The 24132-nt window shown below is 69.4% G+C and carries 19 protein-coding genes; 13 read left to right on the top strand and 6 right to left on the bottom strand.

The genetic code is table 11. The annotated features are described in order from the left end of the window. Positions 1–115 precede the first annotated feature (115 nt). From EV653_RS07245 to EV653_RS07235, 3 genes are read left to right on the top strand one after another with little or no spacing between them, the layout of a single operon-like run. Positions 116–835, top strand: a complete 720-nt coding sequence (locus EV653_RS07245; protein ID WP_134099168.1) for an ABC transporter ATP-binding protein — start codon at positions 116–118, stop codon at positions 833–835. Beyond that, positions 832–1608 carry an ABC transporter permease gene (locus EV653_RS07240; protein WP_134099166.1) on the top strand — a complete coding sequence of 259 codons (777 nt, stop codon included), beginning with the start codon at positions 832–834 and terminating at the stop codon, positions 1606–1608. Before EV653_RS07245 ends, EV653_RS07240 begins: the two co-directional genes overlap by 4 nt. Positions 1609–1627: 19 nt before the next feature. Beyond that, positions 1628–2554 (top strand): COX15/CtaA family protein, encoded by a 927-nt coding sequence (locus EV653_RS07235; protein ID WP_134099164.1) that lies wholly within the window; start codon positions 1628–1630, stop codon positions 2552–2554. Positions 2555–2593: 39 nt separating this feature from the next. Here EV653_RS07235 and EV653_RS07230 read toward each other — a convergent pair whose 3' ends face one another. The 4 genes from EV653_RS07230 to EV653_RS07215 all read right to left on the bottom strand — a co-directional run bounded on the left by EV653_RS07230 (position 2594) and on the right by EV653_RS07215 (position 10006). Next, positions 2594–6523 carry a carboxypeptidase regulatory-like domain-containing protein gene (locus tag EV653_RS07230; RefSeq protein ID WP_134099162.1) on the bottom strand — a complete coding sequence of 1310 codons (3930 nt, stop codon included), beginning with the start codon at positions 6521–6523 and terminating at the stop codon, positions 2594–2596. A gap of 86 nt (positions 6524–6609) precedes the next feature. Next, positions 6610–7608, bottom strand: coding sequence for a TrmB family transcriptional regulator (locus EV653_RS07225; protein ID WP_134099160.1), 999 nt, complete (start codon positions 7606–7608; stop codon positions 6610–6612). 222 nt (positions 7609–7830) lie between these two features. Continuing rightward, positions 7831–8943 (bottom strand): ScyD/ScyE family protein, encoded by a 1113-nt coding sequence (locus EV653_RS07220; protein WP_166679309.1) that lies wholly within the window; start codon positions 8941–8943, stop codon positions 7831–7833. A 97-nt stretch (positions 8944–9040) separates the two neighbouring features. Continuing rightward, positions 9041–10006, bottom strand: coding sequence for a heme o synthase (locus EV653_RS07215; RefSeq protein WP_134103993.1), 966 nt, complete (start codon positions 10004–10006; stop codon positions 9041–9043). 304 nt (positions 10007–10310) lie between these two features. Here EV653_RS07215 and tkt point away from each other — a divergent pair, with 304 nt between their 5' ends. From tkt to EV653_RS07175, 8 genes are read left to right on the top strand one after another with little or no spacing between them, the layout of a single operon-like run. After that, positions 10311–12488 (top strand): transketolase, encoded by a 2178-nt coding sequence (tkt, locus tag EV653_RS07210; protein WP_134099156.1) that lies wholly within the window; start codon positions 10311–10313, stop codon positions 12486–12488. A 42-nt stretch (positions 12489–12530) separates the two neighbouring features. After that, the gene (tal, locus tag EV653_RS07205) at positions 12531–13640 is read left to right on the top strand and encodes a transaldolase (protein WP_134099154.1); all 1110 of its coding nucleotides are present in this window, start codon (positions 12531–12533) and stop codon (positions 13638–13640) included. Then, a complete protein-coding gene (locus EV653_RS07200; RefSeq protein ID WP_134099152.1) occupies positions 13637–15220 on the top strand; it encodes a glucose-6-phosphate isomerase in 1584 nt (527 codons plus the stop codon). Before tal ends, EV653_RS07200 begins: the two co-directional genes overlap by 4 nt. 20 nt (positions 15221–15240) lie before the next feature. Beyond that, positions 15241–16800 carry a glucose-6-phosphate dehydrogenase gene (gene zwf / locus EV653_RS07195; protein ID WP_134099150.1) on the top strand — a complete coding sequence of 520 codons (1560 nt, stop codon included), beginning with the start codon at positions 15241–15243 and terminating at the stop codon, positions 16798–16800. Next, positions 16797–17948 carry a glucose-6-phosphate dehydrogenase assembly protein OpcA gene (locus tag EV653_RS07190; protein ID WP_134099148.1) on the top strand — a complete coding sequence of 384 codons (1152 nt, stop codon included), beginning with the start codon at positions 16797–16799 and terminating at the stop codon, positions 17946–17948. The genes zwf and EV653_RS07190 overlap by 4 nt, the downstream gene beginning before the upstream one ends. After that, entirely contained in the window at positions 17945–18664 is a 720-nt protein-coding gene (gene pgl / locus EV653_RS07185) for a 6-phosphogluconolactonase (RefSeq protein ID WP_134099146.1), read from the top strand. The genes EV653_RS07190 and pgl overlap by 4 nt, the downstream gene beginning before the upstream one ends. Positions 18665–18704: 40 nt before the next feature. Then, on the top strand, positions 18705–19520 hold the full coding sequence (locus tag EV653_RS07180) for an isocitrate lyase/PEP mutase family protein (protein WP_134099144.1): 816 nt from the start codon (positions 18705–18707) through the stop codon (positions 19518–19520). Beyond that, a complete protein-coding gene (locus EV653_RS07175; protein ID WP_134099142.1) occupies positions 19510–20076 on the top strand; it encodes a hypothetical protein in 567 nt (188 codons plus the stop codon). Before EV653_RS07180 ends, EV653_RS07175 begins: the two co-directional genes overlap by 11 nt. On the opposite strand, the gene EV653_RS07170 is transcribed toward EV653_RS07175, so the two are convergent. Then, positions 20035–20652, bottom strand: coding sequence for an NADPH-dependent F420 reductase (locus EV653_RS07170; RefSeq protein ID WP_134099140.1), 618 nt, complete (start codon positions 20650–20652; stop codon positions 20035–20037). The two genes, EV653_RS07175 and EV653_RS07170, sit on opposite strands and share 42 nt — an antisense overlap. Before the next feature lie 52 nt (positions 20653–20704). Between EV653_RS07170 and EV653_RS07165 the strand changes: the two genes are divergently transcribed. Further along, positions 20705–21139 (top strand): VOC family protein, encoded by a 435-nt coding sequence (locus EV653_RS07165; protein WP_134099138.1) that lies wholly within the window; start codon positions 20705–20707, stop codon positions 21137–21139. Between the two features lie 32 nt (positions 21140–21171). Here EV653_RS07165 and EV653_RS07160 read toward each other — a convergent pair whose 3' ends face one another. After that, positions 21172–22917, bottom strand: a complete 1746-nt coding sequence (locus tag EV653_RS07160) for an HNH endonuclease signature motif containing protein (protein ID WP_134099136.1) — start codon at positions 22915–22917, stop codon at positions 21172–21174. An 841-nt stretch (positions 22918–23758) separates the two neighbouring features. Between EV653_RS07160 and EV653_RS07155 the strand changes: the two genes are divergently transcribed. Further along, a complete protein-coding gene (locus EV653_RS07155; RefSeq protein WP_238159610.1) occupies positions 23759–24097 on the top strand; it encodes a winged helix-turn-helix transcriptional regulator in 339 nt (112 codons plus the stop codon). Positions 24098–24132 lie beyond the last annotated feature (35 nt).

Raw genomic sequence — 24132 nt, 5'->3', positions numbered from 1 at the left:
TAACCGGTTCACGCGTCCACGCGGGGCGCCGGACCGGACCGTGAGCGAGGTCACTTCCCGCCCCCAACCCCGAGCGGAGCGAGGGTTCTTTCAACCGGTTCTCTATGCTGCCGTTGTGCCAGTCGCGGTAGAGATCGACAACCTCGTCGTGCGGTACGGCGAGAAGACCGCGGTCGACGGTCTCGGTCTCACCGTAGCCGCCGGCACGGTGACGGCCGTGCTCGGCCCGAACGGCGCCGGCAAGACCACGACCGTCGAGAGCTGTGAGGGGTTCCGCCGGCCCGACTCCGGGCGGGTCCGGGTGCTCGGGCTGGACCCGATCGCGGATCACGACGAGTTGATGCCGCGGATCGGCGTGATGCTCCAGGAGGGCGGCGCCTGGTCCGGCGTCCGTGCCGTCGAGATGCTCAAGTACGTCGCGACGCTGCACACCCACCCGCTCGACATCGCGATGCTGGTGGAGCGTCTCGACCTGGGCAGCTGCGGACGGACGCCGTACCGCCGGCTGTCGGGTGGCCAGAAGCAGCGGCTGTCGTTCGCGCTGGCGATCGTGGGGCGGCCGGAGATCGCGTTCCTCGACGAGCCGACGACCGGCCTGGACCCGCACGGCCGGCGCGAGATCTGGCAGGTGATCCGCGACCTGCGCGACGACGGCGTGACCGTCGTCCTCACCACCCACGCGATGGACGAGGCCGAACAACTGTCCGACCAGGTCCACGTGGTGTCGGCCGGCAAGGTGATCGCCTCCGGCACCCCGGACGATCTGACCGAGCACCACAAGAAGTCCCTCGAGGACGTGTTCCTCGAACTCACCGCCAAACCGGAGCGCTCGTGAGTAGTTACGCACCGCAGCCGGGGAGTGCGCCGTGGCCGCGGAAGGTGCTGGCGCACTCGCGGATGGAGTTCAAGCTGCTCGTCCGCAACGGTGAGCAGTTGCTGCTGGCGCTGGTGATCCCGCTCGGCATCCTGCTGCTGCTCGGCGCCACCGGGCTGGGCGACCGCCTGCCACTCGGCACCGGCCGGCCGATCGACCAGGCCGTGCCGCGCGTCCTTGCCCTGGCCATCCTGTCCTCGTCGTTCACCTCGCTGGCCATCGCGACCGGTTTCGAGCGCCGGTACGGCGTCATCAAACGACTAGGCGCCTCGCCGCTGTCCCGCACCGGCCTGCTCGCAGGCAAGATCGGCGCCGTCCTGATCGTCCAGCTCATCCAACTCGCCGTCCTGATGGGGACGGGGCTCGCGCTGGGGTGGAAACCGGTAGGCGGCGTCGAAGCCGTCGTCGGGGTGATCCTCACCGTCCTGTGCGGCACGGCGGCCTTCGCATCACTCGGGCTGCTGATGGCCGGCGTACTGCGTGCAGAGGCCACGCTGGCCGCCGCGAACCTGCTGTATCTGTTGCTGCTGGTCGGCGGGGCGATCATGACGCCCGTCGACGAGTACCCGTCCGGCATGCAGAGCGTCGTACGCCTGCTGCCGAGTGCCGCCCTGGCCAACGGGCTGGCGAACTCGACCGTCGAAGGAGTGATCCCGTGGGCCGCCGCGCTGTCGCTCGCCCTGTGGGCCGGGGTGCTCGGCTACCTGGTCTCCCGGACCTTCCGCTGGGACTGACCTTTAGAGTGTCCCGGTGATGACGACGGAGCCTCCGCCTCGAGAAGCCGAACCAGTCAGCCGTTTCTGGCGGCTCGTGCCCGAGCCGAGCCTGGACGTGGTCCGCCGTTGGGGCTGGGCCTCGATCGTGGTGAACATCGGCATCGTGGTGACCGGCGGACTGGTCCGGCTGACCGGCTCGGGGCTCGGCTGCCCGACCTGGCCGTCGTGTACGGACGATTCGTACGTGCCGCATGCAGCCCTCGGCTATCACGGCGCGATCGAGTTCACGAACCGGATGCTCGGATTCGTGGTCGGTGTCGTCGCGATCTGCACCTGGCTCGTCGTGATGCGCTACCGCCCGGTCCGCCGCGACCTGCGCCGGCTCGCGACGGCGGCGGCTCTCGGCGTACCGCTGCAGGCGGTCATCGGCGGTATCAGCGTGCTCACCGGCCTGAACCCGTGGATCGTCTCGGCGCACTTCCTGGTCTCGCCGATCATCATCACGCTGACCGTGTCGATGATGCGCCGGTCGCGTACCAGCCCGTACCCGCACACTCCCCCGGTGGTCCGCGCGCTCGCGACCGCCTGTGTGGTGGCCGTCTGGCTGACTGTTGCCCTCGGCACCATTGTCACCGGCGCCGGCCCGCACTCGGGCGATCCCGAGACCGGGCGCAACGGCTTCGATCCCGAACTGGTCAGTCAGCTCCACGCGGACGTGGTGTTCGGGCTGCTCGGCATCACGATCGCGTTGGTGATCGCGACCCGGGTCACCGCGACCTCGCGCACGTTGCGCAAGCTGGCGGCCTGGTTACTGGCCGTCGAGGTGCTGCAGGGCGCTGTCGGCTTCACGCAGTACTTCACCGGGCTGCCCTGGGGTGTCGTGCTCGTGCACATGTTCCTGGCCGGGTTGCTGATCGCGCTCGTCACGGCCGTGTACGGCGAGCGCGGCACGCCCGCAACGTAGATCCGGCAACCTTCACCGGATCTACGTTGCGTCACAGCGTCAGCGACGCGTCAGCGTGACCGTCGCCGGCGTGATGCCGTACGGCGTGTCCGACGTGAAGGCCAGGCGGGCGTCGTACTTGCCTGCCGTGGACGTCGTCGCAGCGTCGAACCGCAGTCGTACCGTCACCGACCGACCAGCCGGAACGGTGACCTGAGTACGGTCGGCCGACAGCCAACTCACATCCGCGCCGAGGACACACGAGTCCTGACCGGACAGGTACTCGGCGAACGGCGTCGCGGTGAACGACCCGATCGAACCGCCGATCCTGCTCAACCCACAGGCCGCACCGCCGCGGAACATGCTGTACGTCGCATTCGGCAGGTCCGACCAGGCACCTGTCGCCGGGTCGAACTGGACGGCCTGGTTGGTGATGTAGCCACCGGTGATGCCGCCGACCAGTTGCAGCTTGCCGCCACTGCCCGAGTACGCCATGCCCCACGCGGGGTACGGCATGTCGGCGATCCGGGTCCAACTGTCCGAGTCGGGCGTGTACCGGTAGGCACTCGCGACCGGGAACTCGTGCCACGGGTCGTCGAGCAGCGGCACCAGGCCACCAGCGCAGATCAGTCCGTCACCCGATCCCGTGCACCCCGCCATCACGACGTGTTCCGGGTACGCCGCAACGCGCGTCCAGGTGTTGCGACTGGCGTCGTACCGGTAGGTGGGAGTCGCTTCTGTGCACGCCTGCGACGCACAGCCGGCCACCACGTACAAGGCACCGCCGACGACCGCGCCCGACGACGCGCTGCTCGGCACGGGGAGGTCGGCCACGCGTGACCACCGGTTCTTCGCCGGGTCGTACGCGTACGTCGCCGAGCTCGGGTTGCCCTGCGGGTCCCAGCCTCCGGTGACGTACAGCTTGCCGCCGACGAAGCCGCCGACCGCACTCTCCCGCGGCTCGGGCAGGTCGGCGATCCGCCGCCACGAACCGGCCGTCCGGTCATAGGCGTACCCGGCGGCGGTCAGACCGTCGTCGGTGGCTCCGCTGACCGAGTAGACGACTCCGTCGTTCGCTGCGACGACGTTGTCCATGATCGGCGTCGGGTAGTTCGGCAGTTGCGACCACGCCGGATTCGTCGACGCGTCCCGGGACGGCACCGGGTTGTGCCCGTTCTGCTTCCCCTTTGCGAACGACAGCGGGGATGCGTCCACCTTCTCGCGTCGCAGCGGCGCTCCGGGAGCCGTCGTCCGGTGATGACCGTCGGTCGCCGTGAACCCACGGTCCTGCTCGACCAGCGACACCTGAGCAGGCTTCGTGCCGTGATTGGTGAGCGTGATCGTCCGAGGTCCGATCGGCCCCTTGCCGGCGTTGACCGAGACCGTCGACGGAGTCACGGTGACCCGTCCTGCCTCCAAGGACCAGTCGAGCCGGGTCGTCCGGTGCGCGGCGATCCGCGCCGTCTGCTTCGCCTCGGCGTACTGCCGTCCAGTGGCGCTGAGCGCTGCGTTCCCGGTCGGGGCGAACAGCGAGTAGTAGCCGTCATCGAGCTGCGAGTCGTCGGTCGTCGCGTGGCTGACCGCGGGAGTGGTGCCGCCGGCGACCTGTGCGCCGGTCAGTGCAGCACCGGTGTTGTGGTCGCGGACGAAGCCGGCCACGAGTCCACCCGGAGTCGCCTCGCACGACCGGTTGCCGACGTACACGTCGTCCAGCTCCCAGTAGTTGTCGGCCTCCCCGCTGAAGCGGAACCGCACCCGGACGTCGGACTTGTGCGCGGCCTGCGGGATCGGCACGTCGACGTGTCCCCGGACGAAGGCGTCCGGCGCCCGCCAGACGTTCTGCCAGGTCGCGCCGCCGTCGAGGCTCAGGTCGACGACGCCGTCCTGCTCACCGAATCCGTAGTCGTAGTAGTAGGTGTCGAAGCCGATGGTCGGCTGGGACAGCTCGGACAGGTCCGCTGCCGGGCTGACCAGGCTCGTGTCGTTCCGATCCACCGGGAACGACCAGTTGTCGACGATCGCGAACTGGCCGGCGGCGCCGGTCAGGTTGCCCTTGCTGCCGGGATCGTCGAACGTCCAGGTCTTGCCGCTGCCCGCATCGTCGGTCACCTGCCAGCCGTCCTGAGCCTGCGACCATCCCTCGAAGCCGGTACCGGCGCCCTGGAATGCGCGACCATACCCTGCGGCTGTGCAGCTCGATTCGTCCACGCCCAGCGCGACGTCGCGCACCAGCGCGCCCTTTCCGTTGCCGACGGCAACACTGGAGTCGGCGGTCCGGTAGCCGGGCAGGTCGGCTGCCTGGACGTGCAGCTTGTACGTCGTACCGACCGGGAGCTCGACGCTGTAACGACCGGTGAACGGATCGGTGTGGACGGCTCCGTCCGGATACCCGTCGATGGAGATCTTCGCGTACATCGGCCACCCCTGACCGGATCCATCGGTGACGGTGCCACTGACCGTACGACGAGCCACTGCGGTCAGCGCGAAGTTCCTCGACACTGTTGCACCCGCGGACACGCTGACCTGGTCGAGCGTCGCGTCGGCGTACCCGAATTTCGAGGCGACGACCCGGTAGGTCCCCGCGGCTACCGCGACCCGGTAGTTCCCCGACTTGTCCACGACGGCGCGGGTGCGATAGCCGGTCTTGTCGGTGAACGTGACTGTCGCACCGTCGAGCGCCTGGTTCCGCGTCCGCACCGAGCCCGAGACCCAACCGGGCGACCCGAGCGTCAGGGCCGACACACCGTTGGGCGTACCGACGCCGGTCGGGCCGTCCCAGCCTGCGCCTGCCGTGCACCGTACGTCGCCACACGAACCGTCAGCGCCCTCGGTGACGTCGTTCAGCGAGCTGCCGTGGCGGTACACGTAGGTGGCCGGATTGCTTCCGGGGACGGGCGTGCCCGCCAGCGCGTACATCGCGGCGACCAGCGGGGCGGACAGCGACGTACCGCCGTACTGCGCCCATCCGTCCTGCCCGAGCGTGTTGTAGACAGCGAGCCCGGTGTCCGGGTCGGCTACGGCGGATACATCGGCGGTGGCCCGGGTGTCGGGGCAACCGGTGTCGAGGTCGCTCTGGTAGTCGGGGCGCGGCTCGTACAGCGAGCAACCGCTGCCACCGTCGGCCCAGGCCGCCTCGTGCCATCCGCGCGTGGTCGAGGCGTCCCGGGTCAGCGTCGTACCGCCGACCGAGATCACGTTGGGTGAGGTGGACGGGTAGCTCTGGACGTTGCCGGAATCGCCGGACGACACGGTGACGGCGATACCGGGGTGGTCGTAGTAGTGGTCGTAGTACGTCTCGAACGGGAGTTCACCGTCGATGCCGTACGAGTTGGAGATCGCCACGGCGCCCAGGGACGCCGCGGTGTCGACCGCCTGGCCGAGACTCGGTGAGCTGTTGCTGTCGGCCTGGACGAGCAGGATGTGACAGTCGGGACAGGCCGAGGAGACCGCGTCCAGGTCGAGAGCCGTCTCGATGGACCAGTCGGGATCCTCCTGTGGATAGTCCGTCCCGCCGCGCTGGTCGACCTTCCGGAAGCAGCCGTTCTCCGTCGTACAGGCAGGCAGGCCGTAGTGCGCCCGGAACACGGCCAGATCGGATTCGGCGTTCTCGTACCCGAAGGCGTCCACGATCGCGACGGTCCGCCCGTCGCCGCCATCCGGCAGGGCGTACGCCGACTTGATCTCGGCCGGCCCCAGCGATCCGGGGATCGGCCCGGCGGTGCGCTGCGCCAGCGCGCCCTGATCGCCGGCCCGTCCGACCGCGTAGCAGCGCGCCAGCGGCGTGGAACCGTCGGTGGCCGTCTGGGCGACATTGCACCCCGCCGGGACAGCGCGGCTGCCGCGCGGCCCACCTGCGGTCGGTGCACCTGCCGATGGTCGGCTTGCCGCGGATGCCGTAGCCGGTGTCACGGTCGACACTGTCACCGCGGACGCCACCACGGCCGCGATCGTGGTCAGGACGACCAGGAAGGTCCGGCCCGGTCTTCTCATCAGGCCGTTACGTCTTGTGCTCGTGCGTTGCACGCCTCACCCCTCGCTCGCTCTTCCGGCGGGACAGTCCCGTCGGGTTGCCCAGCTCACAACCAGCCCGCCCGCGCAGCGTGCAGACCGGCCTGGAATCGTGTTTCGGCGCCCAGGAGCGCCATCAGCGCGGCGATCCGCCGCCGGGTGGTTCGATAGCTCCAGCCGAGGTGCCGTGCGATCGCCTCGTCCTTCATCCCGCTCGCGAGCAACACCAGGACGCGCCGGTCGTTCTCGCTCGGTTCGACCGTCCCGTCCTCGTCGCCGGCCCGCAGCGAACCGTGCGACGTCAACGGCGTCGCCTGCTCCCACAGCTGATCGAAGACGAGCAGCAGTACGTCGAGCAGGCTGCACGGGTGCACCACGATCGCGCTGGCGATGTCGCCCTGGTCGATCGACTGCGGGATGAACGCCGTCCGGCGATCGAAGGTCGCCAGCTTCAACGGCAGCTCGGACGTGACCCGGGCCTGCTCGCCGGCCGCGACGTACCGCAGGATCGCACCCACCGCGTTCGGCGCCTGTTCCAGCGCGGCGCGGTCGTAGATCGCCCGGCAGGTCACGCCCCTGGCCAGCACCTCGAACTCGACGTCGTTGGTGTCCGGGCCTTCCGCACGCACGTACGGCGGAGTGTCCAGGACCTGCACCTCGTCGGTGGCGGCGCGCTGGAGCTGGTCGAAGCGGCTCAGCACTGCGTCGGCACCCATCACGACCTCGATCAGTTCGGTCGGCCCCGTACTGCGACCCGCGCGGAAGTCGGCGACCCAGGCCGTCGCGAGGGCCCGGATCCGCTCGAGTTCGGACTGCTGCCGGCGCACGAGCGCCTCGATCGCCGCATCCGGCGCCACCGGCAACAACCGGGGCGTGGGCACCGGCGAGCGGGTGATCAACCCGGTCTGTTCCAGCCGGGCGACCGCGCGGCGAACCCGCCCGGCCGGCGAACCGATCCGGTCCGCCAACCCGCTCACTGTCAGGCCCGGCCATCGCAGCAGGATCCGGTACGCCCGTTCCTCGAACTCGCCGACGCCGAGGACCGACAGCTCGGACCCAGTCTGCATGCTGAACCCCTCCCTGACGGTGCGCCTGGACCCTCACCGCCCGGGTACGCCGCAGCAGTCTCGTCAGGGCCACATCAGGGTGTCCAGCACCATCTCCGGCCTAAATAGGCCACGGCCATAACTGGCCAGCTCGGCCGGGAGATGCTGCGTGGACATCGCGCGGGGACCGTGAACATCTGATCAGATGTTCACGGTCCCCTGTTCCTGTCCTAGCCGTCAGGCTCAGTACTTCACGCGGTAGACCGCTCCCGGGCCGAAGACGGGGGCGGAGACGAAGAGTTGGCCCCAGCGGTTGAAGGCTGCTCCACCCGGCAGGGTCAGCTGATCCTTCACCAGTTCCCGCTTGTAGCCGGCGCGGTGGTTCCTGCCCGGGTACTGCAGGAACAGCCCGCCGTGCGTCGGGCCGCTCAGCTCGAACTTCAGCCAGCTCGCCTTGTCCAACTCGACGACCGCGAGCGTGCCGCGCGGACCGCCGGCCAGGTCGACGATCGACGTGTAACCGTCGGCGTACCGCTTGCAGTTGCCCTTGTTCGGCTTGACCGGGTCGCACACCGCGCCCACCGAGCCCGGCCTGATCCGCCAGATCTCCGACGTCCCCGGCGTTGCCGGGAAGCCACGGAGCTCACCGACGTACCAGTAGCCGTCCGAGCCCACCGTGACCGACGTGGCCACAGCTTCGGCGACGAACGGTGTACCGGCCGGCGGCAGCGGGTTGCCCTCCGGATCCTTGGCGGGCAGACCGGACGGGACCTTGACCGTGCGTGGCTTCAGCCGCGCGACCGTCTTGACGTGACCGTTCGGCCACACCCTCAGCAGATCGTTGTTCGCGGCATCGGACACCAGCACCGTGCCGTCACTCAGAGCCGCGACGCCGAACGGGTTGGACTCCGTCGGTGAGTCGGCCTGGTTGTACGGGTCCGGGTCGTGCGCCTGGTACGCCGCGATGTCCGCGACCTTGACCAGCGGCTTCCCGAACCGCATCCGGTACAGCGTCGAACTGCCGGGCACCGGCGGCTGTCCCGGCTCGCCACCCGCACCGGTCAGTGCGTACGTCGTACCCCATTTGTTCGTGTCGATCGCGGGCGGGAACCCACCCGAGCCCGGCACCGTGCCGAGTTTCACGGACCTGTGGCCGTTCGTCACGTACACCGAACCGTCGGTGACGCTGTAGATGACCAGGTTCTTGTACGTCGAGACGCCGCGCGGACCGTTCAAACCCGTTGCCACCGGCGTCAAACTGCTGCTGTGACCACCGGCATCAGCCTGCCCGGCCACCAGCAACGAGCCCGCCAACGCGAGTGCGGCAACTGCCGCAACACGTGTTCGTACCCCCATACGAAACCCCCTGCCACTGTGTCTCCCCAGGCGTGGAAACGCCTCCACAGACCGGACCATCGCAACACGTGGTCACGATCTGGTCAAGCGCTGCGGGTCAGTGCAGGAGCGGATCTACGGCCGCCGCGATGAACAGCAACGCCAGGTAGATATTCGAGAAGTGGAAGAGCCGCATCGGCCGCAGGGCAGCGCCTTCGGCGCCGGTGTGGGCCCGGAGCAACAACCGGCGGGCCTCGCGGAGGAACACGAAACCGAGCACGATCGAGGCCAGCGGATACACGTAGCCGGTGCCCGCGATCGGCCAGAGCGCGATCGACGTGATCACCATGACAACGGAGTACGCCATGATCTGCCGCGCGGTGGCGACCGGGGTGGCGACTACCGGCAGCATCGGCACGTCGACGGATGCGTAGTCCTCGCGGTACCGCATCGCCAGCGACCAGGTGTGCGGCGGAGTCCAGAAGAACACGACCAGGAACAGCACGACCGGGGTCCAGGCCAGCTTGCCGGTGACCGCGGTCCAGCCGATCAGGGTCGGGAAGCAGCCGGCGATACCGCCCCAGACGATGTTCTGCACGGTCCGGCGCTTCAGCACCATCGTGTAGCCGAAGACGTAGAACAGGTTCGCCGCCAGCGCGAGGCCGGACGACAGCCAGTTCACGAAGAAGCCGAGCTCCAGCGTGGCCAGGACGCCCAGCACGACGCCGAAGATCGTCGCCGAGCGCGGGCTGACCGCGTGCCGCGGCAACGGGCGGCGCCGGGTCCGGCGCATCTGCTCGTCGATGTCGCGGTCGAGCACGCAGTTGATCGTGTTCGCGCTGCCGGAGGCGAGGATGCCGCCGATCAGGGTGGCCACCACGACCTCGAGGCCGGGCACTCCCCCGGCGGCCAGGAACATCACCGGCACGGTGGTGATCAGCAGCAGCTCGATGATGCGCGGCTTGGTCAGACCGACGTACGCCTTCACCACGTCGCGCACCGACGGACTCACCACAGCAGTAGCGTCCGGCAGCGGCGTCGGGTACGACGTCGTCGCGGCGGGACGCGGGTCGACGGCCGTCACGAACACCTCGAACAGAGTGGGTTGACGCCGGGCTTCCGGCGCTGACGATTCAGCAGTCTACGACGCCCCGTAGGAGGGTTCTCGCACCCCCCTCCGATGAGGCCGGTACGAGCTCGGTACGGGCCCGGTACCAGCTCAGTAGGAGCACAGTGTGACCTCGCGGACGTCGGGGAACAGCGGAGGATGCTGAACGGTTGACAAACAGTCGAGCGGTGCGCAACAGGGACAGTCCCCCGCAGTAGGCTCATCCCGAGTGCGTACCGAGAAGGCCCAGTAAGTCTGCATCGAGAGGAGCGCCGGCGGCGTGACGGAGAAGACCAGCCCCAAGCTTGAATGGACCGAGCTCGACCAGCGCGCGGTCGACACCGTCAGGGTGCTCGCGATGGACGCGGTGGAGAAGGTCGGCAACGGCCACCCCGGTACGGCGATGAGCCTCGCGCCGGCGGCGTATCTGCTGTTCCAGAAGGTGATGCGGCACAACCCGGCCGACCCGCACTGGGCCGGTCGCGACCGGTTCGTGCTCTCCGCGGGTCACTCCAGCCTGACGCTGTACATCCAGCTCTACCTGGCCGGCTTCGGCCTCGAGCTGGACGACCTGAAGGCGCTGCGGACCTGGGGCAGCAAGACGCCGGGCCACCCGGAGTACCGGCACACCCCCGGTGTCGAGACCACCACCGGCCCGCTCGGCCAGGGCGTCGGCAACGCGGTCGGCATGGCGATGGCGGCCCGCCGCGAGCGCGGCCTGCTCGAGCCGGACGCGCCGAAGGGCGAGGGTCTGTTCGATCACAACATCTACGTGATCGCGTCCGACGGTGACCTCGAGGAGGGCGTCTCGGCCGAGGCGTCGTCGCTGGCCGGTCACCAGAAGCTCGGCAACCTGACCGTCATCTACGACGCGAACAAGATCTCGATCGAGGACAACACCGACATCGCGTTCTCCGAGGACGTCGCGGCCCGGTACGCCGCGTACGGCTGGCACGTCCAGGACGTCGACTGGACCCAGGGCGGCACGGGCTACCAGGAGGACGTCCAGGCGCTGTACGACGCGCTCGAGGCGGCCCGGGCGGTCACCGACAAGCCGAGCTTCATCCGGCTGCACACGATCATCGGCTGGCCGGCCCCGAACAAGCAGAACACGGGCAAGATCCACGGCTCGGCGCTCGGCGCCGACGAGGTGGCCGCGACCAAGAAGGTCCTCGGCTGGGACCCGGAGCAGTCGTTCCAGGTCGCCGACGACGTCCTCGCGCACACCCGCGAGGCGCTGGACCGCGGCAAGGCCCTCGAAGCCGAGTGGAACGAGAAGTTCGACGCGTGGAAGGCGGCGAACCCGGAGCGGGCCGCGCTGCTCGACCGGCTGTCGAAGCGCGAGCTGCCGGCCGGCTGGAAGGACGCGCTGCCGAGCTGGGACGCCGACGCCAAGGGCGTGGCCACCCGCGCCGCCTCCGGTGAGGTGCTGACGAAGCTGACGCCGGAGCTGCCGGAGCTGTGGGGCGGTTCGGCCGACCTGGCCGGCTCGAACAACACCACCCCGAAGGGCCAGCCGTCCTTCGTCCCGCCGGAGTTCGCCACCAAGGAGTTCCAGGGCGACTGGTACGGCCGCGTGCTGCACTTCGGCATCCGCGAGCACGCGATGGGCTCGGTGATGAACGGCATCGCCCTGCACGGCCTGACCCGCCCGTACGGCGGTACGTTCCTGGTCTTCTCCGACTACATGCGCCCGGCGGTCCGGCTGGCCGCGTTGATGAAGCTCCCGGTGACGTACGTCTGGACGCACGACTCGATCGGCCTCGGCGAGGACGGCCCGACCCACCAGCCGGTCGAGCACCTGTCGGCGCTGCGGGCGATCCCGGGCCTGGACGTCGTCCGCCCCGGTGACGCGAACGAGACGGCCGCCGCGTGGGCCGCGATCCTCGAGCACACCGACCGCCCGGCCGGCCTCGTGCTGACCCGGCAGAACGTGCCGACGTTCCCGCGCGGCACGGATGGGTACGCCACCACGGAGAACGTCCACAAGGGCGCGTACGTGCTGCTCGACGCAGATGACGCTGGGGGCACGCCCGACGTCGTGCTGATCGGCACCGGCTCCGAGGTCCAGCTCGCGGTCGAGGCGCGGGCCAAGCTGGCCGAGGAGGGCGTCAAGGCCCGCGTGGTCTCGATGGTCTCGCGCGAGTGGTTCGACGAGCAGGACGACGCGTACCGCGAGTCGGTGATCCCGGCCGATGTCCGCGCCCGGGTCTCGGTCGAGGCCGGGATCGCGCAGAGCTGGCACGACATCGTCGGCGACTCCGGCCGGTCGGTCAGCCTGGAGCACTACGGCGCCTCCGCGGCGTACCAGACGCTGTACGACGAGTTTGGCATCACCGCCGACGCGGTCGTCCAGGCAGCCAAGGACAGCATCGCCGCGGCCGCACAGATCAGCGGACCGGGCGTGCCGCCCGGCCGCGCCGCCGCCGGACCGGTCGGACCGGCCGACGCCAACTGAAGACACCCCCACCAGAACACTTCGGAAGAAGGCATCGGACACATGAACGATCGCTTGAAAGCACTCGTCGACGCGGGTGTCTCCATCTGGCTCGACGACCTCTCCCGCCAGCGGCTGACCAGCGGCAGCCTGCAGGCGCTGATCGAGGACAAGCACGTGGTCGGTGTGACCACGAACCCGACCATCTTCGCCAAGGCCATCTCGGACGCCGACGCGTACGCCGAGACCGTCAGCCGGCTGGCCGCCCAGGGCGTGTCCACCGACGAGGCGATCCGGGTGATCACCACCAGCGACGTCCGCGACGCGGCCGACGTGTTCAAGCCGGCGTACGACGACTCCGAGGGCCAGGACGGCCGGGTGTCGATCGAGGTGGAGCCGACGCTCGCGCACGACACCGCGAAGACCGTCGAGCAGGCCAAGCAACTGTGGGACATCGTCGGCCGGGAGAACATCTTCATCAAGATCCCCGCCACCAAGGCGGGTCTGCCGGCGATCACCGAGACGCTGGCCGCCGGGATCAGCGTGAACGTGACGCTGATCTTCTCCCTCGAGCGTTACAAGGCGGTCGTGGCCGCGTTCCTGAGCGGCCTCGAGCAAGCCGTCGAGAACGGCCACGACGTGACCAAGATGGCCAGCGTCGCGTCGTTCTTCGTCAGCCGGGTGGACACCGAGGTGGACAAGCGGCTGGACGCGATCGGCACCGACGAGGCCAAGGCGCTGAAGGGCAAGGCCGCGATCGCCAACGCCCGGCTCGCCTTCGAGGCGTACGAGGAGATCTTCGACACCGACCGCTGGCACGAGCTCGAGACCGCCGGCGCGAAGCCGCAGCGGCCGCTGTGGGCCTCCACCGGCACCAAGGACCCGTCGTACTCCCCCACGCTGTACGTCGACAACCTGGTCACCCGCGGCGTCGTGAACACGATGCCTGAGGCAACGATCAAGGCGGTCGAGGAGCACAGCGAGTTCTCCGGCGACACGGTCCGCGGCCACTACGACGAGTCCCGCAAGGTGATCGCCGACCTGGAGAAGCTGGGCATCTCGTACGACGAGGTCGTACAGCTGCTCGAGGACGAGGGCGTGGCGAAGTTCGACGCCTCCTGGTCCGAGCTGCAGGACACCGTCACGGCGGCCCTGAAGGGCGCGGCCAAGTGAGCGCTCCGAAGGTCAGCACGCAGAACGGCGACTGGACAGAGGTCGTCGACAAGCTGGTCGCCGAGAAGATCGCGTCCCGGATCGCCGCGAAGGACGCGACGATCTGGGGCCCGGACGCCGAACACGAAGCGTCGATCCGGCTCGGCTGGGTCGACCTGCACGACACCTCCCGCCCGCTGCTGGCCGAGATCGAGGCGCTGCAGGCGGACCTCCGGTCGGAGGGCCTGGACCGGATCGTCCTGTCCGGCATGGGCGGCTCGTCGCTGGCGCCCGAGGTCATCACGCGGACGGCGGGCGTCGAGCTCGTCGTCCTGGATTCGACCGACCCGAGCGTGGTCGGGCGGGCACTGGCCGGTGACCTCTCGAAGACCGTGATCGTCGTGTCGAGCAAGTCCGGCGGGACGGTCGAGACCGACAGCCACCGGCGTGTGTTCGTCAAGGCGTTCGAGGACGCGGGCATCGACGCCGCGTCGCGGGTCGTCGTGGTGACGGACCCGGGTTCGCCGTTCGAGAAGCTCGCGGCGGACGAGGGCTACCGCAAGACGTTCCTGGCCGACCCGAACGTGGGCGGCCGGTACAGCGCGCTCACGGCGTTCGGCCTGGTGCCGTCCGGTCTGGCCGGCGCGGACATCGCCGAGCTGCTCGACCAGGCGGCCGAGGCCGCTCCGGAGCTGCAGGCCGACTCGACCGACAACCCGGCGCTCTGGCTGGGCGCTGTGCTCGCGGCGAGCGCGGACCGGGACAAGGCGATCATCACCGCCGACGGGTCCGACATCGTCGGGTTCCCGGACTGGGCCGAGCAGCTGATCGCGGAGAGCACCGGCAAGAACGGCACCGGCGTACTGCCGGTCGCGGTCGAGGTCGGCGCGCCGGAGCTGCACAGCGACGCTGCTGACCTGACCAACGCGCTGCTCGCGGAAAAGGCGACCAGCGGTGTGCCGACGGCGCTGACCTCGGGCTCGCTCGGCGGTCAGATGCTGCTCTGGGAGACCGCGACGGCGGTGGCGGGCTACCTGCTCGGCATCAACCCGTTCGACCAGCCCGATGTGGAGAGCGCGAAGAAGGCCGCGCGCGGTCTGCTCGACGCGCAGCCGGAGCCGGAGGCGGCCGCCTTCACCGAGGGCGCCGTCGAGGTTCGGGGCTCCGAGGGTCTGCTGGACGGCGTGGACTCGCTGCAGGGCGCGGTGGACGCGCTGCTCGGCAAGCTCGACGCCAAGGGGTACGTCGCGGTCATGGCGTACCTGGATTCCGAGCGGGACGCCGACCTGTTCGGCGTACGGCCGGCGCTGGCGACCAGGACCGGTCGTCCGGTGACCTTCGGCTGGGGCCCGCGGTTCCTGCACTCGACCGGTCAGTACCACAAGGGCGGACACCCCGAGGGCGTGTTCCTGCAGATCACCGGGGCACACCCGACCGACGTGGAGATCCCCGATCGGCCGTTCAGTTTCGGTACGTTGATCACGGCGCAGGCCGCCGGCGACGCGGGAGTACTGGCGGAGCGCGGGCGTCCGGTCCTGCGTCTGCACCTGACCGACGTGGCGAACGGCGTACAGCAGCTCCTGTCGTTGTTCGGCAACTGAGACACGGGAGGAAGCGGGCAATGACCGCTGAGCTCGACGATGGGCCGGCCGACGTCAAGCCGTACCGGAACCCGCTGCGGGATCCGCAGGACCGGCGGCTGCCGCGGATCGCGGGGCCGTGCAGCCTGGTGATCTTCGGCGTGACCGGCGACCTGGCCCGCAAGAAGCTGATGCCGGCGGTCTACGACCTGGCGAACCGGGGGCTGTTGCCTCCCGGTTTCGCCCTGGTCGGGTTCGCCCGCCGCGACTACACCAACCAGGACTTCGCCCAGATCGTGCACGACTCGGTGAAGGAGCACGCCCGGACGCCGTTCCGCGAGGAGGTCTGGCAGCAGCTCTCCGAGGGTTTCCGGTTCGTGCCGGGTGACCTGACCGACGACGTGGCGTTCGAGCGGCTGCGCGAGACGGTCGACGAGCTGGACGTCACCCGCGGTACGGGCGGCAATCACGCGTTCTACCTGTCGATCCCGCCGGGCCTGTTCCCGGAGGTCGTGCGGCAGCTGTCCGAGCACGGACTGACCGACGAGAAACCCGGCTCCTGGCGGCGGGTCGTGATCGAGAAGCCGTTCGGTCACGACCTGAAGAGCGCCCGCGAGCTGAACCGCGTGGTCGAGTCGGTGTTCCCGCCCGAGGCGGTCTTCCGGATCGACCACTACCTGGGCAAGGAGACGGTCCAGAACATCCTGGCGCTGCGGTTCGCCAACGAGATGTTCGAGCCGATCTGGAACAGCAACTATGTCGACCACGTGCAGATCACGATGGCCGAGGACATCGGCATCGGCGGCCGCGCCGGGTACTACGACGGCATCGGCGCCGCCCGCGACGTGATCCAGAACCACCTGCTCCAACTGCTCGCGCTGGTCGCGATGGAGGAGCCGGTCAGCTTCGACGCCTGGTCGTTGCGCCAGGAGAAGAAGAAGGTGCTGAACGCCGTACAGCTGCCGGAGCGTCTGGACCTGCACAGCGCCCGCGGTCAGTACGCGGCCGGCTGGGCCGGTGGCGTGAAGGTCAAGGGATACCTGCAGGAAGACGGTATTCCGCCGAATTCGGCGACCGAGACGTTCGCGGCGCTGCGGGTCGACGTCGACACCCGTCGGTGGGCGGGCGTCCCGTTCTATCTGCGCACCGGTAAGCGGCTCGGGCGCCGGGTGACCGAGGTCGCGGTGATGTTCAAGCGCGCGCCGCACCTGCCGTTCACCAAGACCGAGACCGAAGAGCTCGGTCAGAACGCACTGGTCCTGCGGATCCAGCCGGACGAGGGCATCACCATCCGCTTCGGCGCCAAGGTGCCCGGGACGACGATGGAGATCCGCGACGTGAACATGGACTTCCAGTACGGCGGTTCGTTCACCGAGTCCTCCCCCGAGGCGTACGAGCGGCTGATCCTCGACGTACTGCTCGGTGATCCGCCGCTGTTCCCGCAGCACACCGAGGTGGAGCTGGGCTGGAAGATCCTCGACCCGGTGCTCGACTACTGGGCCAGGCACGGCAAGCCGGAGCAGTATCCGTCCGGCGACTGGGGACCGGCCTCGGCGCACGAGATGCTCGCCCGCGACGGACGGGCCTGGAGGCGGCCATGATCATCGACCTGACCGACACGACGTCGAGCGAGATCGCCTCGGCGCTGCTGAAGGCCCGCCGGCACGCGGGTTCGCCGGCGATGGGCATGGTCGGCACGATCGTGGTCGTCGTCGACGAGGCGTCGCACCACGACGCGATGAAAGCCGCGAACGAAGCCGGCCGCGAACACCCGTCGCGCGTCCTGGTCGCGATCCTGCGGCCCGGCCGTGGCGCGCCGGGGCTGGACGCGGAGGTGCGCGTCGGCGAGGGCATCCCGGGCGAGGCCGTGCTGCTCAGGCTGCACGGTGAGCTGGCGAAGGTGCCGGAGTCCGTCATCACGCCGCTGCTGCTGCCCGACTCCCCCGTCATCGTCTGGTGGCCGGGAGGCGGACCGAAGGTTCCGGCCGACGACCCGCTGGGGCGGCTCGGTCGGCGTCGCGTGACGGATGCTGCTTCGACTCGGCGGGCTTCGGTGGACTTCAGCGCGCGGGCCGAGGGCTACAAGCCCGGCGACACCGACTTTGCGTGGACGCGGTTGACGCCGTGGCGTGCGCTGATGGCGGCGGCGCTGGACCAGTACCCGACGAAGGTGACCGGGGCCGAGGTTGCGGCCGCCAAGGGTAACCCGAGCGCGGACCTGATGGCTGCTTGGCTGCAGTCGCGGCTGAAGGTGCCGGTAGAGCAGCGGAATTCGCGCGGTCCGGGCGTGACCGCCGTACGGCTGTTCACGCCGTCGGGCCAGATCGCGTTGACGCGGCCGGATGGCGCGGTGGCGACGTTCAGCGTGCCGGGTCAGCCGGATCGCCCGGTCGCGTTGAAGCGGCGTACGACGTCCGAGCTGCTGAGCGAGGAACTGCGCCGGCTCGACCCGGACGATGTGTACGCGAAGACGCTGGCGTGCATGGTCGAGCGGGACCAGATGCCGGCGGCCGAGAAGAAGGTCGACGCGTCGGCGCGGAAGTCGACGGCGGCGAGCGTGAGCGCGGCAGGCAAGAAGGTGGTCGCGGCGCAACAGCCGGCCGACTCGCAGAAGAAGGCGGCTGCTGCGAAGAACGCGGCGCCCTCGAAGAAGGCGGCTGCCAAGAAGACGGCGGCGAAGAAGACTGCGGTCAAGAAGACGGGTGCGGCCAAGAAGGTTGCCGGGAGCAAGCGGGTGGCGAAGCGATGACTGTCGATCCGGAGTTGCTGATTCACACCGACGCCGAGGACCTGGCGTTCTCGGTGGCCGAGCGGTTGATCACTGCGCTCGCCGACGCCCAGAGCACCGGCGGGGTCGCGCAGCTCGTCCTCACCGGCGGCCGAGTGGCCGCCGAGGTGTATCGCGCGGTGGCGGGATCGCCGGCGATGGTCGAGGTCGACTGGCACCGGGTCGAGTTCTGGTGGGGTGACGAACGCTTCCTGCCCGACGGCGATCCCGAGCGGAACGAGACGCAGGGGCGGGACGCTCTGCTGTCCGCGCTCGACGTCGACCCGGCGCGGGTGCATCCGATGCCGGCCGACACCGGACAGGGCGCGGAGGCGGCGGCAGCGGCGTACGCCGACGAGCTCGAGGCAGCCGGTCCGCCGACGTTCGACGTACTGATGCTCGGCGTCGGGCCGGACGGGCATGTGGCGTCGCTGTTCCCGGGGTATCCGCAGCTCGAGGTCCTGGACGTTGCGGTGGTCGCGGTGCACGACTCCCCCAAGCCGCCACCGACCCGGGTGTCGCTGACCATGCCGCTGCTCAACCGGGCGCGCGAGGTCTGGTTCGTCGTGTCCGGCGAGGACAAGGCGGACGCGGTCGCGACGGCTCTGGCCGAAGGTGACGTCCCGGCCGCCCACCCGAAGGGCGAGAACCGCACGCTCTGGCTGCTGGATCAGGCCGCAGCCTCGAAGCTGTCGTAGTTCGGCGCGCACCGAAGCGTCGGGGTGACAGACTCGGCGAATGACCTTCCGCGAGTTGCACGCCTCTCCGTTCGTGATGCCGAATGCCTGGGACGCCGGAAGTGCGGTGATCCTCGCGGCGGCCGGTTTCCCGGCGATCGCGACGACGAGCGCCGGGATCGCGTTCTCGATGGCGAAGGGCGATCACACACTTCCCGACGGCGCGCCGGCGGTGTCGCGGGAGGCGATGTTCGAGCGGGTGCGCGAGATCGCGGCTGCGAGCGCCGTACCGGTGAACGGGGACCTCGAGGACGGGTACGGCGCTGAGCCGGCGCGGGTCGCGGACACGATCACGCTGGCCCGCGAGGCCGGGCTGGCGGGCGGGAACATCGAGGACTTCGACGGGCGGGAGCTGTACGACGTCGAGCTGGCGGTCGAGCGGATCGTGGCGGCGCGGGAGGCTGCGGGGTCCGAGTTCGTGCTGACCGCGCGGACGGACGGGCAGTTGCTGCGTACGTCGACGTCGCTGGCGGACTCGATCGATCGCGCCAACCGCTTCCGCGCGGCGGGCGCCGACTGCCTGTACGTGCCCGGGGTGAACGACCTGGACGCGATTCGCCTGCTGGTGCAGGAGATCGACGGTCCGCTGAACGTCGTGATGGGCCTCGGTACGTCGACGCTCACCGTCGCCGATCTGCAGGGCGTCGGGGTGACCCGGATCAGTCTCGGCGGCAGTATCGCCCGGGCCGCACTCGGGTTCGTCCGCCGGAGTGCGGAGGAACTGGCGACGAAGGGAACAATCACCTTCGCCGCCGACCAGATCCCGCAGGCTGAACTGAACGTGCTTTTTGCGCGATCATCCAAGGGTGAGCACTAGGTCCGGCTTGCCCTTGGTGGCGACCGTCCACAGCATCGTGGGCTTCGCCACGTGGGCCTGCCTGATCGTCTTCTTCGCCGTCGGAGGTCCCTTCGGCACCATCAACGACTTCGGCAACGCCCTCTTCGGCGTCATCAGCTTCGCCCTGGCATGGATCCTTCGCCCTGCGGCTCCCCGGCTGTCCGGTGTGTTGGTGGGTCTTGCCGGACTGGGTGCGGCGTTGACGGTCGTGGGCACAGTGCTCGTGGTGGGCGAGATCACCGGGTACTACCTCGCCGGATTGTGGTCGAGCTCCGGGTTCGGGCTGATCGGGGTCTGGCTGGTGGGGATCAGCCGCCCGGCCACAGCGCGGATGCGTCGGACGGGATTGGTGGCCGGCGCGGTCATGGTGCTCGGGCTGGCCGGCGTACCTGGCATCTTCATGGGACTCGACATCCTGGAGACCGCTCCGGCGTGGACCTATCTGGCCGACATCAGCTGGGCCGGGACGTACCTGCTCTTCCCGGCCTGGAGCCTAGGGCTGGCCTGGCAGAACCGTCCCGAACGCGTCGGCTAGCGCCGGGAACATGCCGCGAACGTCTCCCCCGCCCACCCAGATCCCGATCGCCAACGCAGCAGTTGCCTCCAGCAACTTTGCCCGTGCCAACCCGCCAGCGGTGACGGGAACACAGCCGACGCTTTGGACCAGCTCCGCGACGAGGTCGAGTCCTCCGTCCCCACAGATGGGCACACCCAGGCCGGCCGGCGGGTTCCGCCAGACCGTGTCCGCGGCGAGGTTGAACGCCTTGACCACCTGAACCTCCGGGACCGCCCGGCTGATCGCCTCGGCCGTCGCCGGGTGTGCCAACGTGAAATCCCTGTGGTCCAAGGCATTCGTGCAGTCGATCAGCGTCCGCCCCGGCGGCACGAGCTTCGCCACCTCCACAGCCACTTCTGCCGGTACGGCGAGCAGCACCACCTCGCCGTACGCCGCCGCCTCCATCAACGAGCCCGCTACGGCGCCGATCCGCTTGGCCAGCTCGGCGGCCCGCTCGGGATCGCGACCGCCCACCATCACGTCGTGACCGGCCTCGACCCATCGGCCGGCCAGCGCCTCGGCCATCAATCCGTTGCCCAGTGTTCCTATTCGCATGGTCCGACGGTAGACAGTCCGATGCGCACCTCCGGGTGTCTATGCTGGGTCGATGTCGTCCGTGAAGCAGTTCCAGGTCACCTTCGATTGCGCGGATCCGGAGCGCGTCGCCCGCTTCTGGTGCGAGGTGCTCGGATACGTCGTACCGCCGCCGCCGGAGGGCTTCGCCGACTGGGGCGAGTTCGACCGGTCCTTGCCGCCGGAGAGCCAGGGTGCCGCGTTCGCCTGCGTCGACCCCACGGGTGTTGGGCCGCGGTTGTTCTTCCAGCGCGTTCCCGAGGGCAAGGTCGTGAAGAACCGCGTGCACCTCGATGTACGGGTCGGCACCGGGCTCGTGCGTGAGGAGCGGCTGGCGGTCCTCGAGGCCGAATGTGTCCGGCTGGAAGCGCTCGGCGCGACGCGTGGGCTGCTGCTGCGTTACGACGGCGTCAACGAGTCGTGCCAGAACATGCAGGACGTCGAGGGCAACGAGTTCTGTCTCGACTAGGTGTGATGTCCAGGAAGGAGCACGTATCACCACTAGGGCGCGTCTGATGGTTCGTCGCCGGCTGGCCTGCTCCATCGTGCGCTGCCGGTGGGCGCGGCGGGGGTCTCCGCCCATGGATCGAACCGCTGGCCGCGGGACGCCATGACCTGACCCGGGGTCGGCCGATCGCTTTGGGGCGTGGGGTCCTCGCCCCAGATGGCGCGGTACGTCGCCTCCTGGACCGACGCAGTTGTCGTCGGCTCAGGCGGGGTCGTCGTTGCATTGCGCACTGGCCGCTCGGGCACATTGCGCACGGGCGGCCCCGTCTCGCTGTGGCACGAGTGCGGGGATGGGGGCGCAGGCGGGTCGGATGGCGCGTCCGGTGGACCGGTCTGGGAACCGGGTCGTAGAGCGTCGGGTGGTGAACCAGGTCGTGCGGGGTTGCGTGGTGGGTCGGCCCAGGCGGGGCGGTTCACCTCGACGACTCCGTCGGTGATGGTGATGGTCCAGTGGCCGTCGTGCAGGTCGGTGTGGTGTCGGCGGCAGAGCAATGCCAGGTTCGACACTGCGGTGAGGCCGCCGTCGATCCACGACTGCAGGTGATGGGCGTCGCATTGGATCGGTGGTGCGCCGCAGACTACGCAGCCCTTGTCGCGGGCGTTCAGGGCGCGGCGCATCGCTCGGGTGACCAGCCGCTCGGACCGGCCGACATCGAGCGGCTCCGATTTCGAGCCGAGCACGAGTGGGAGGATCCTCGCGTCACAGGCCAGCCGGCGGATGGTTGCCGCGGACAGCCCGTCGCCGTAGACGAGTTGACCGGTGGCGTCGGCGGTCGCGGCCTTGAGGTCGTGGAAGTCGATAGTGATGGTGAGGTTCGCCTTCGCCCCGAAGCCGGGCACCCACCACCCCTCCTGACCAGCCTCAGCGGCCGAGGTGCCGTCGTGCGGCGTCGATGCAGGGTCGTTGGTCGGGCGGGGCCGGTAGCCGGCGTCGGTGGCCGCTGCGGCGACGGTCAAGGCGCTGGTGAGGGCGTCGGCCTGGCGCTTGTCGCGGGGACGGGGGTCGAGCTCGCCGTCGACGGTCTTGTGTGGGCGGGCGCCGGCATGGATCAGCGAGCGGAGGAGTTCGGCGTTCTCGTTGGCCAGGAACCCGCGGAACTTCACGCCGTTGTCCGCAGGAGCGAGCGTCAAGGACTCGCGGGCGGAGGCCTTGTGCTCGTCGGGTTCGGGGCCGTCGGAGTCCAGTAGGTCGCAGATCTGTTTGGCGGTCGCGCGGAGCTCGTCGGGCGAAAGGTGCACGGCCAGATTCACCAACTGCTTCTGCGCCACGTCGAGGTCTTCGACCGGCACCCTCGAGCGCACCCGTTCCAGCGCTGACACGATCGCCGCGGCCTGCGCCGGACGCAACAACCACCCACGCTCGGCAGATCCTGTGTCGGCGGGTCCCGCCTCGGCGCGTGGTGCGTCGGCGGGTGGTGCGTCGGCGGGTGGTGCGTCGGCGGGGTCCGGGGTGGGGGTGCCCTCGATCAGGGCGGTGGATACGTCGCCGTACTTCGGCAGGGCCCGGGCGAGCTTGACGTCACGGTAGGCGTCACGGCGGTTCTGCCGGTACCGGAGGGCCAGCAGCTCGACCGCGTCGCGGGCGCCGAGCTCTTCGGCATAGCCGGTCTCGTCGATGCGTGCGACCAGCTGCAGCCGGTAGGTCTCCTTGCGGGCGAGGTCGGCATCCACGGCGTCGAGAGCGGCCAGCAGGTCGCCGCCGCTCATCGACCATACCGGCCGCTCGTCCAGAAGTTCCATGCCACCAACGATAGACAGGCCAACCGACAGTTCTCAAACCCAGAAGCCCTTATTTTCAAGGAGATTTGTCATCCACAGCCTCCCGCCCACGCAATTGTTGCTTGAGGCAACTTCTGCCCGAGTGGCGTCGACGAAGACAAGACCGGTGGTCGTCCGCCGTCGAGGATCCGGCGCCCCGACGTACACGACTCGGGGTTCCGCGGCCTCCTCGCCGGCGCGTTGTCTGAGCGCTGACGTCTTCTGACGCGACAGCCGCGACACAAGTCGCTTTCGAGACCCTCGGGTGGGGCGCCACGCGACATCACCTGCTCTTAGGGCGGGAGCACGCAGCGGGCGAAGGAATGACAAGATTCTGCCGCCTGAGCCGCCGGATCATGCGCTGGACCGCTGCCGGGGTGGCTGGAGCATCCGGACTGCGTCATCGCCGGCCGGACCAACTCCCGCGGGTCACCCGAAAGACATTGCGCCGGGCAACGTGGGCGAGCGAGCCTTCAACCGGCTCGAGCGATGGCGCGGCATCGCCACCAGTTACGACGAACACGCCCTCTACTACCGCGCAGGCGTCGTCATCGCCTGCATCGTCTTGTCCGAGTGCCTCGTCAAGAAAGGTTGTGGTCGTAACGACCGCTCACCCGGGTGGCAACAGGAAGGGTTATCCGCGCGTGTTGGGCCTTCTGTGCTGGTATACGAGGTGAGAAGGCACAACAGCAGGGGAGAACCCCTCGGGTGGGGAATACAACCCGAACGTTGCTTGACCAGGCACTAGCTACGGTGATCCCGACAGACACGACTTGCCCGATACACACCATTCGGTGCGCAACGGCCGACGCACAATGGGCGGGTGGAGCCGAGATTCTTCTCCGACTGTCAGGCGCGGGTCGCCGCCGACCTGATCAGCGGGCGCTGGCCGATGGTCGTGCTGTACTCGCTCTCGTACGGCGCCGCCCGTCCCGGTGACCTCCGCCGGCAGATCGGCGGCATCAGCCAGAAGGTCCTCACCGAGACACTGCGCCGCCTCGAACACAACGGCCTGGTCGAACGCCGCCGGTACGCCGAAGCGCCGCCGCGTGTCGAGTACTCGCTGACGACCGCGGGCAAGGACCTGCTGGTACCGATCCGCGCGCTGGGCGACTGGGCCGAGGTTTACGCCGACCAGCTCCCGACCGAAAGCAAACCGTAAACGCCTCCAGGCACAGTGATCGAATCATCCACACC

Origin of the sequence: Kribbella pratensis (genome assembly GCF_004365355.1) — a bacterium.
Taxonomy (GTDB): Bacteria; Actinomycetota; Actinomycetes; order Propionibacteriales; family Kribbellaceae; genus Kribbella.
Note: the sequence above shows the minus strand (reverse complement) of the source record. Positions and strands in the feature narration are given on the sequence as shown.

What these genes read in the sequence shown, in the direction of transcription:
- EV653_RS07235 (WP_134099164.1), top strand. Translation starts at nt 1,628, where the DNA reads ATGACGACGGAGCCTCCGCCTCGAGAAGCCGAACCAGTCAGCCGTTTC.
- EV653_RS07230 (WP_134099162.1), bottom strand. Translation starts at nt 6,523, where the DNA reads ATGAGAAGACCGGGCCGGACCTTCCTGGTCGTCCTGACCACGATCGCG.
- EV653_RS07225 (WP_134099160.1), bottom strand. Translation starts at nt 7,608, where the DNA reads ATGCAGACTGGGTCCGAGCTGTCGGTCCTCGGCGTCGGCGAGTTCGAG.
- EV653_RS07220 (WP_166679309.1), bottom strand. Translation starts at nt 8,943, where the DNA reads ATGGGGGTACGAACACGTGTTGCGGCAGTTGCCGCACTCGCGTTGGCG.
- tal (WP_134099154.1), top strand. Translation starts at nt 12,531, where the DNA reads ATGAACGATCGCTTGAAAGCACTCGTCGACGCGGGTGTCTCCATCTGG.
- zwf (WP_134099150.1), top strand. Translation starts at nt 15,241, where the DNA reads ATGACCGCTGAGCTCGACGATGGGCCGGCCGACGTCAAGCCGTACCGG.
- EV653_RS07190 (WP_134099148.1), top strand. Translation starts at nt 16,797, where the DNA reads ATGATCATCGACCTGACCGACACGACGTCGAGCGAGATCGCCTCGGCG.
- pgl (WP_134099146.1), top strand. Translation starts at nt 17,945, where the DNA reads ATGACTGTCGATCCGGAGTTGCTGATTCACACCGACGCCGAGGACCTG.
- EV653_RS07180 (WP_134099144.1), top strand. Translation starts at nt 18,705, where the DNA reads ATGACCTTCCGCGAGTTGCACGCCTCTCCGTTCGTGATGCCGAATGCC.
- EV653_RS07170 (WP_134099140.1), bottom strand. Translation starts at nt 20,652, where the DNA reads ATGCGAATAGGAACACTGGGCAACGGATTGATGGCCGAGGCGCTGGCC.
- EV653_RS07165 (WP_134099138.1), top strand. Translation starts at nt 20,705, where the DNA reads ATGTCGTCCGTGAAGCAGTTCCAGGTCACCTTCGATTGCGCGGATCCG.
- EV653_RS07160 (WP_134099136.1), bottom strand. Translation starts at nt 22,917, where the DNA reads ATGGAACTTCTGGACGAGCGGCCGGTATGGTCGATGAGCGGCGGCGAC.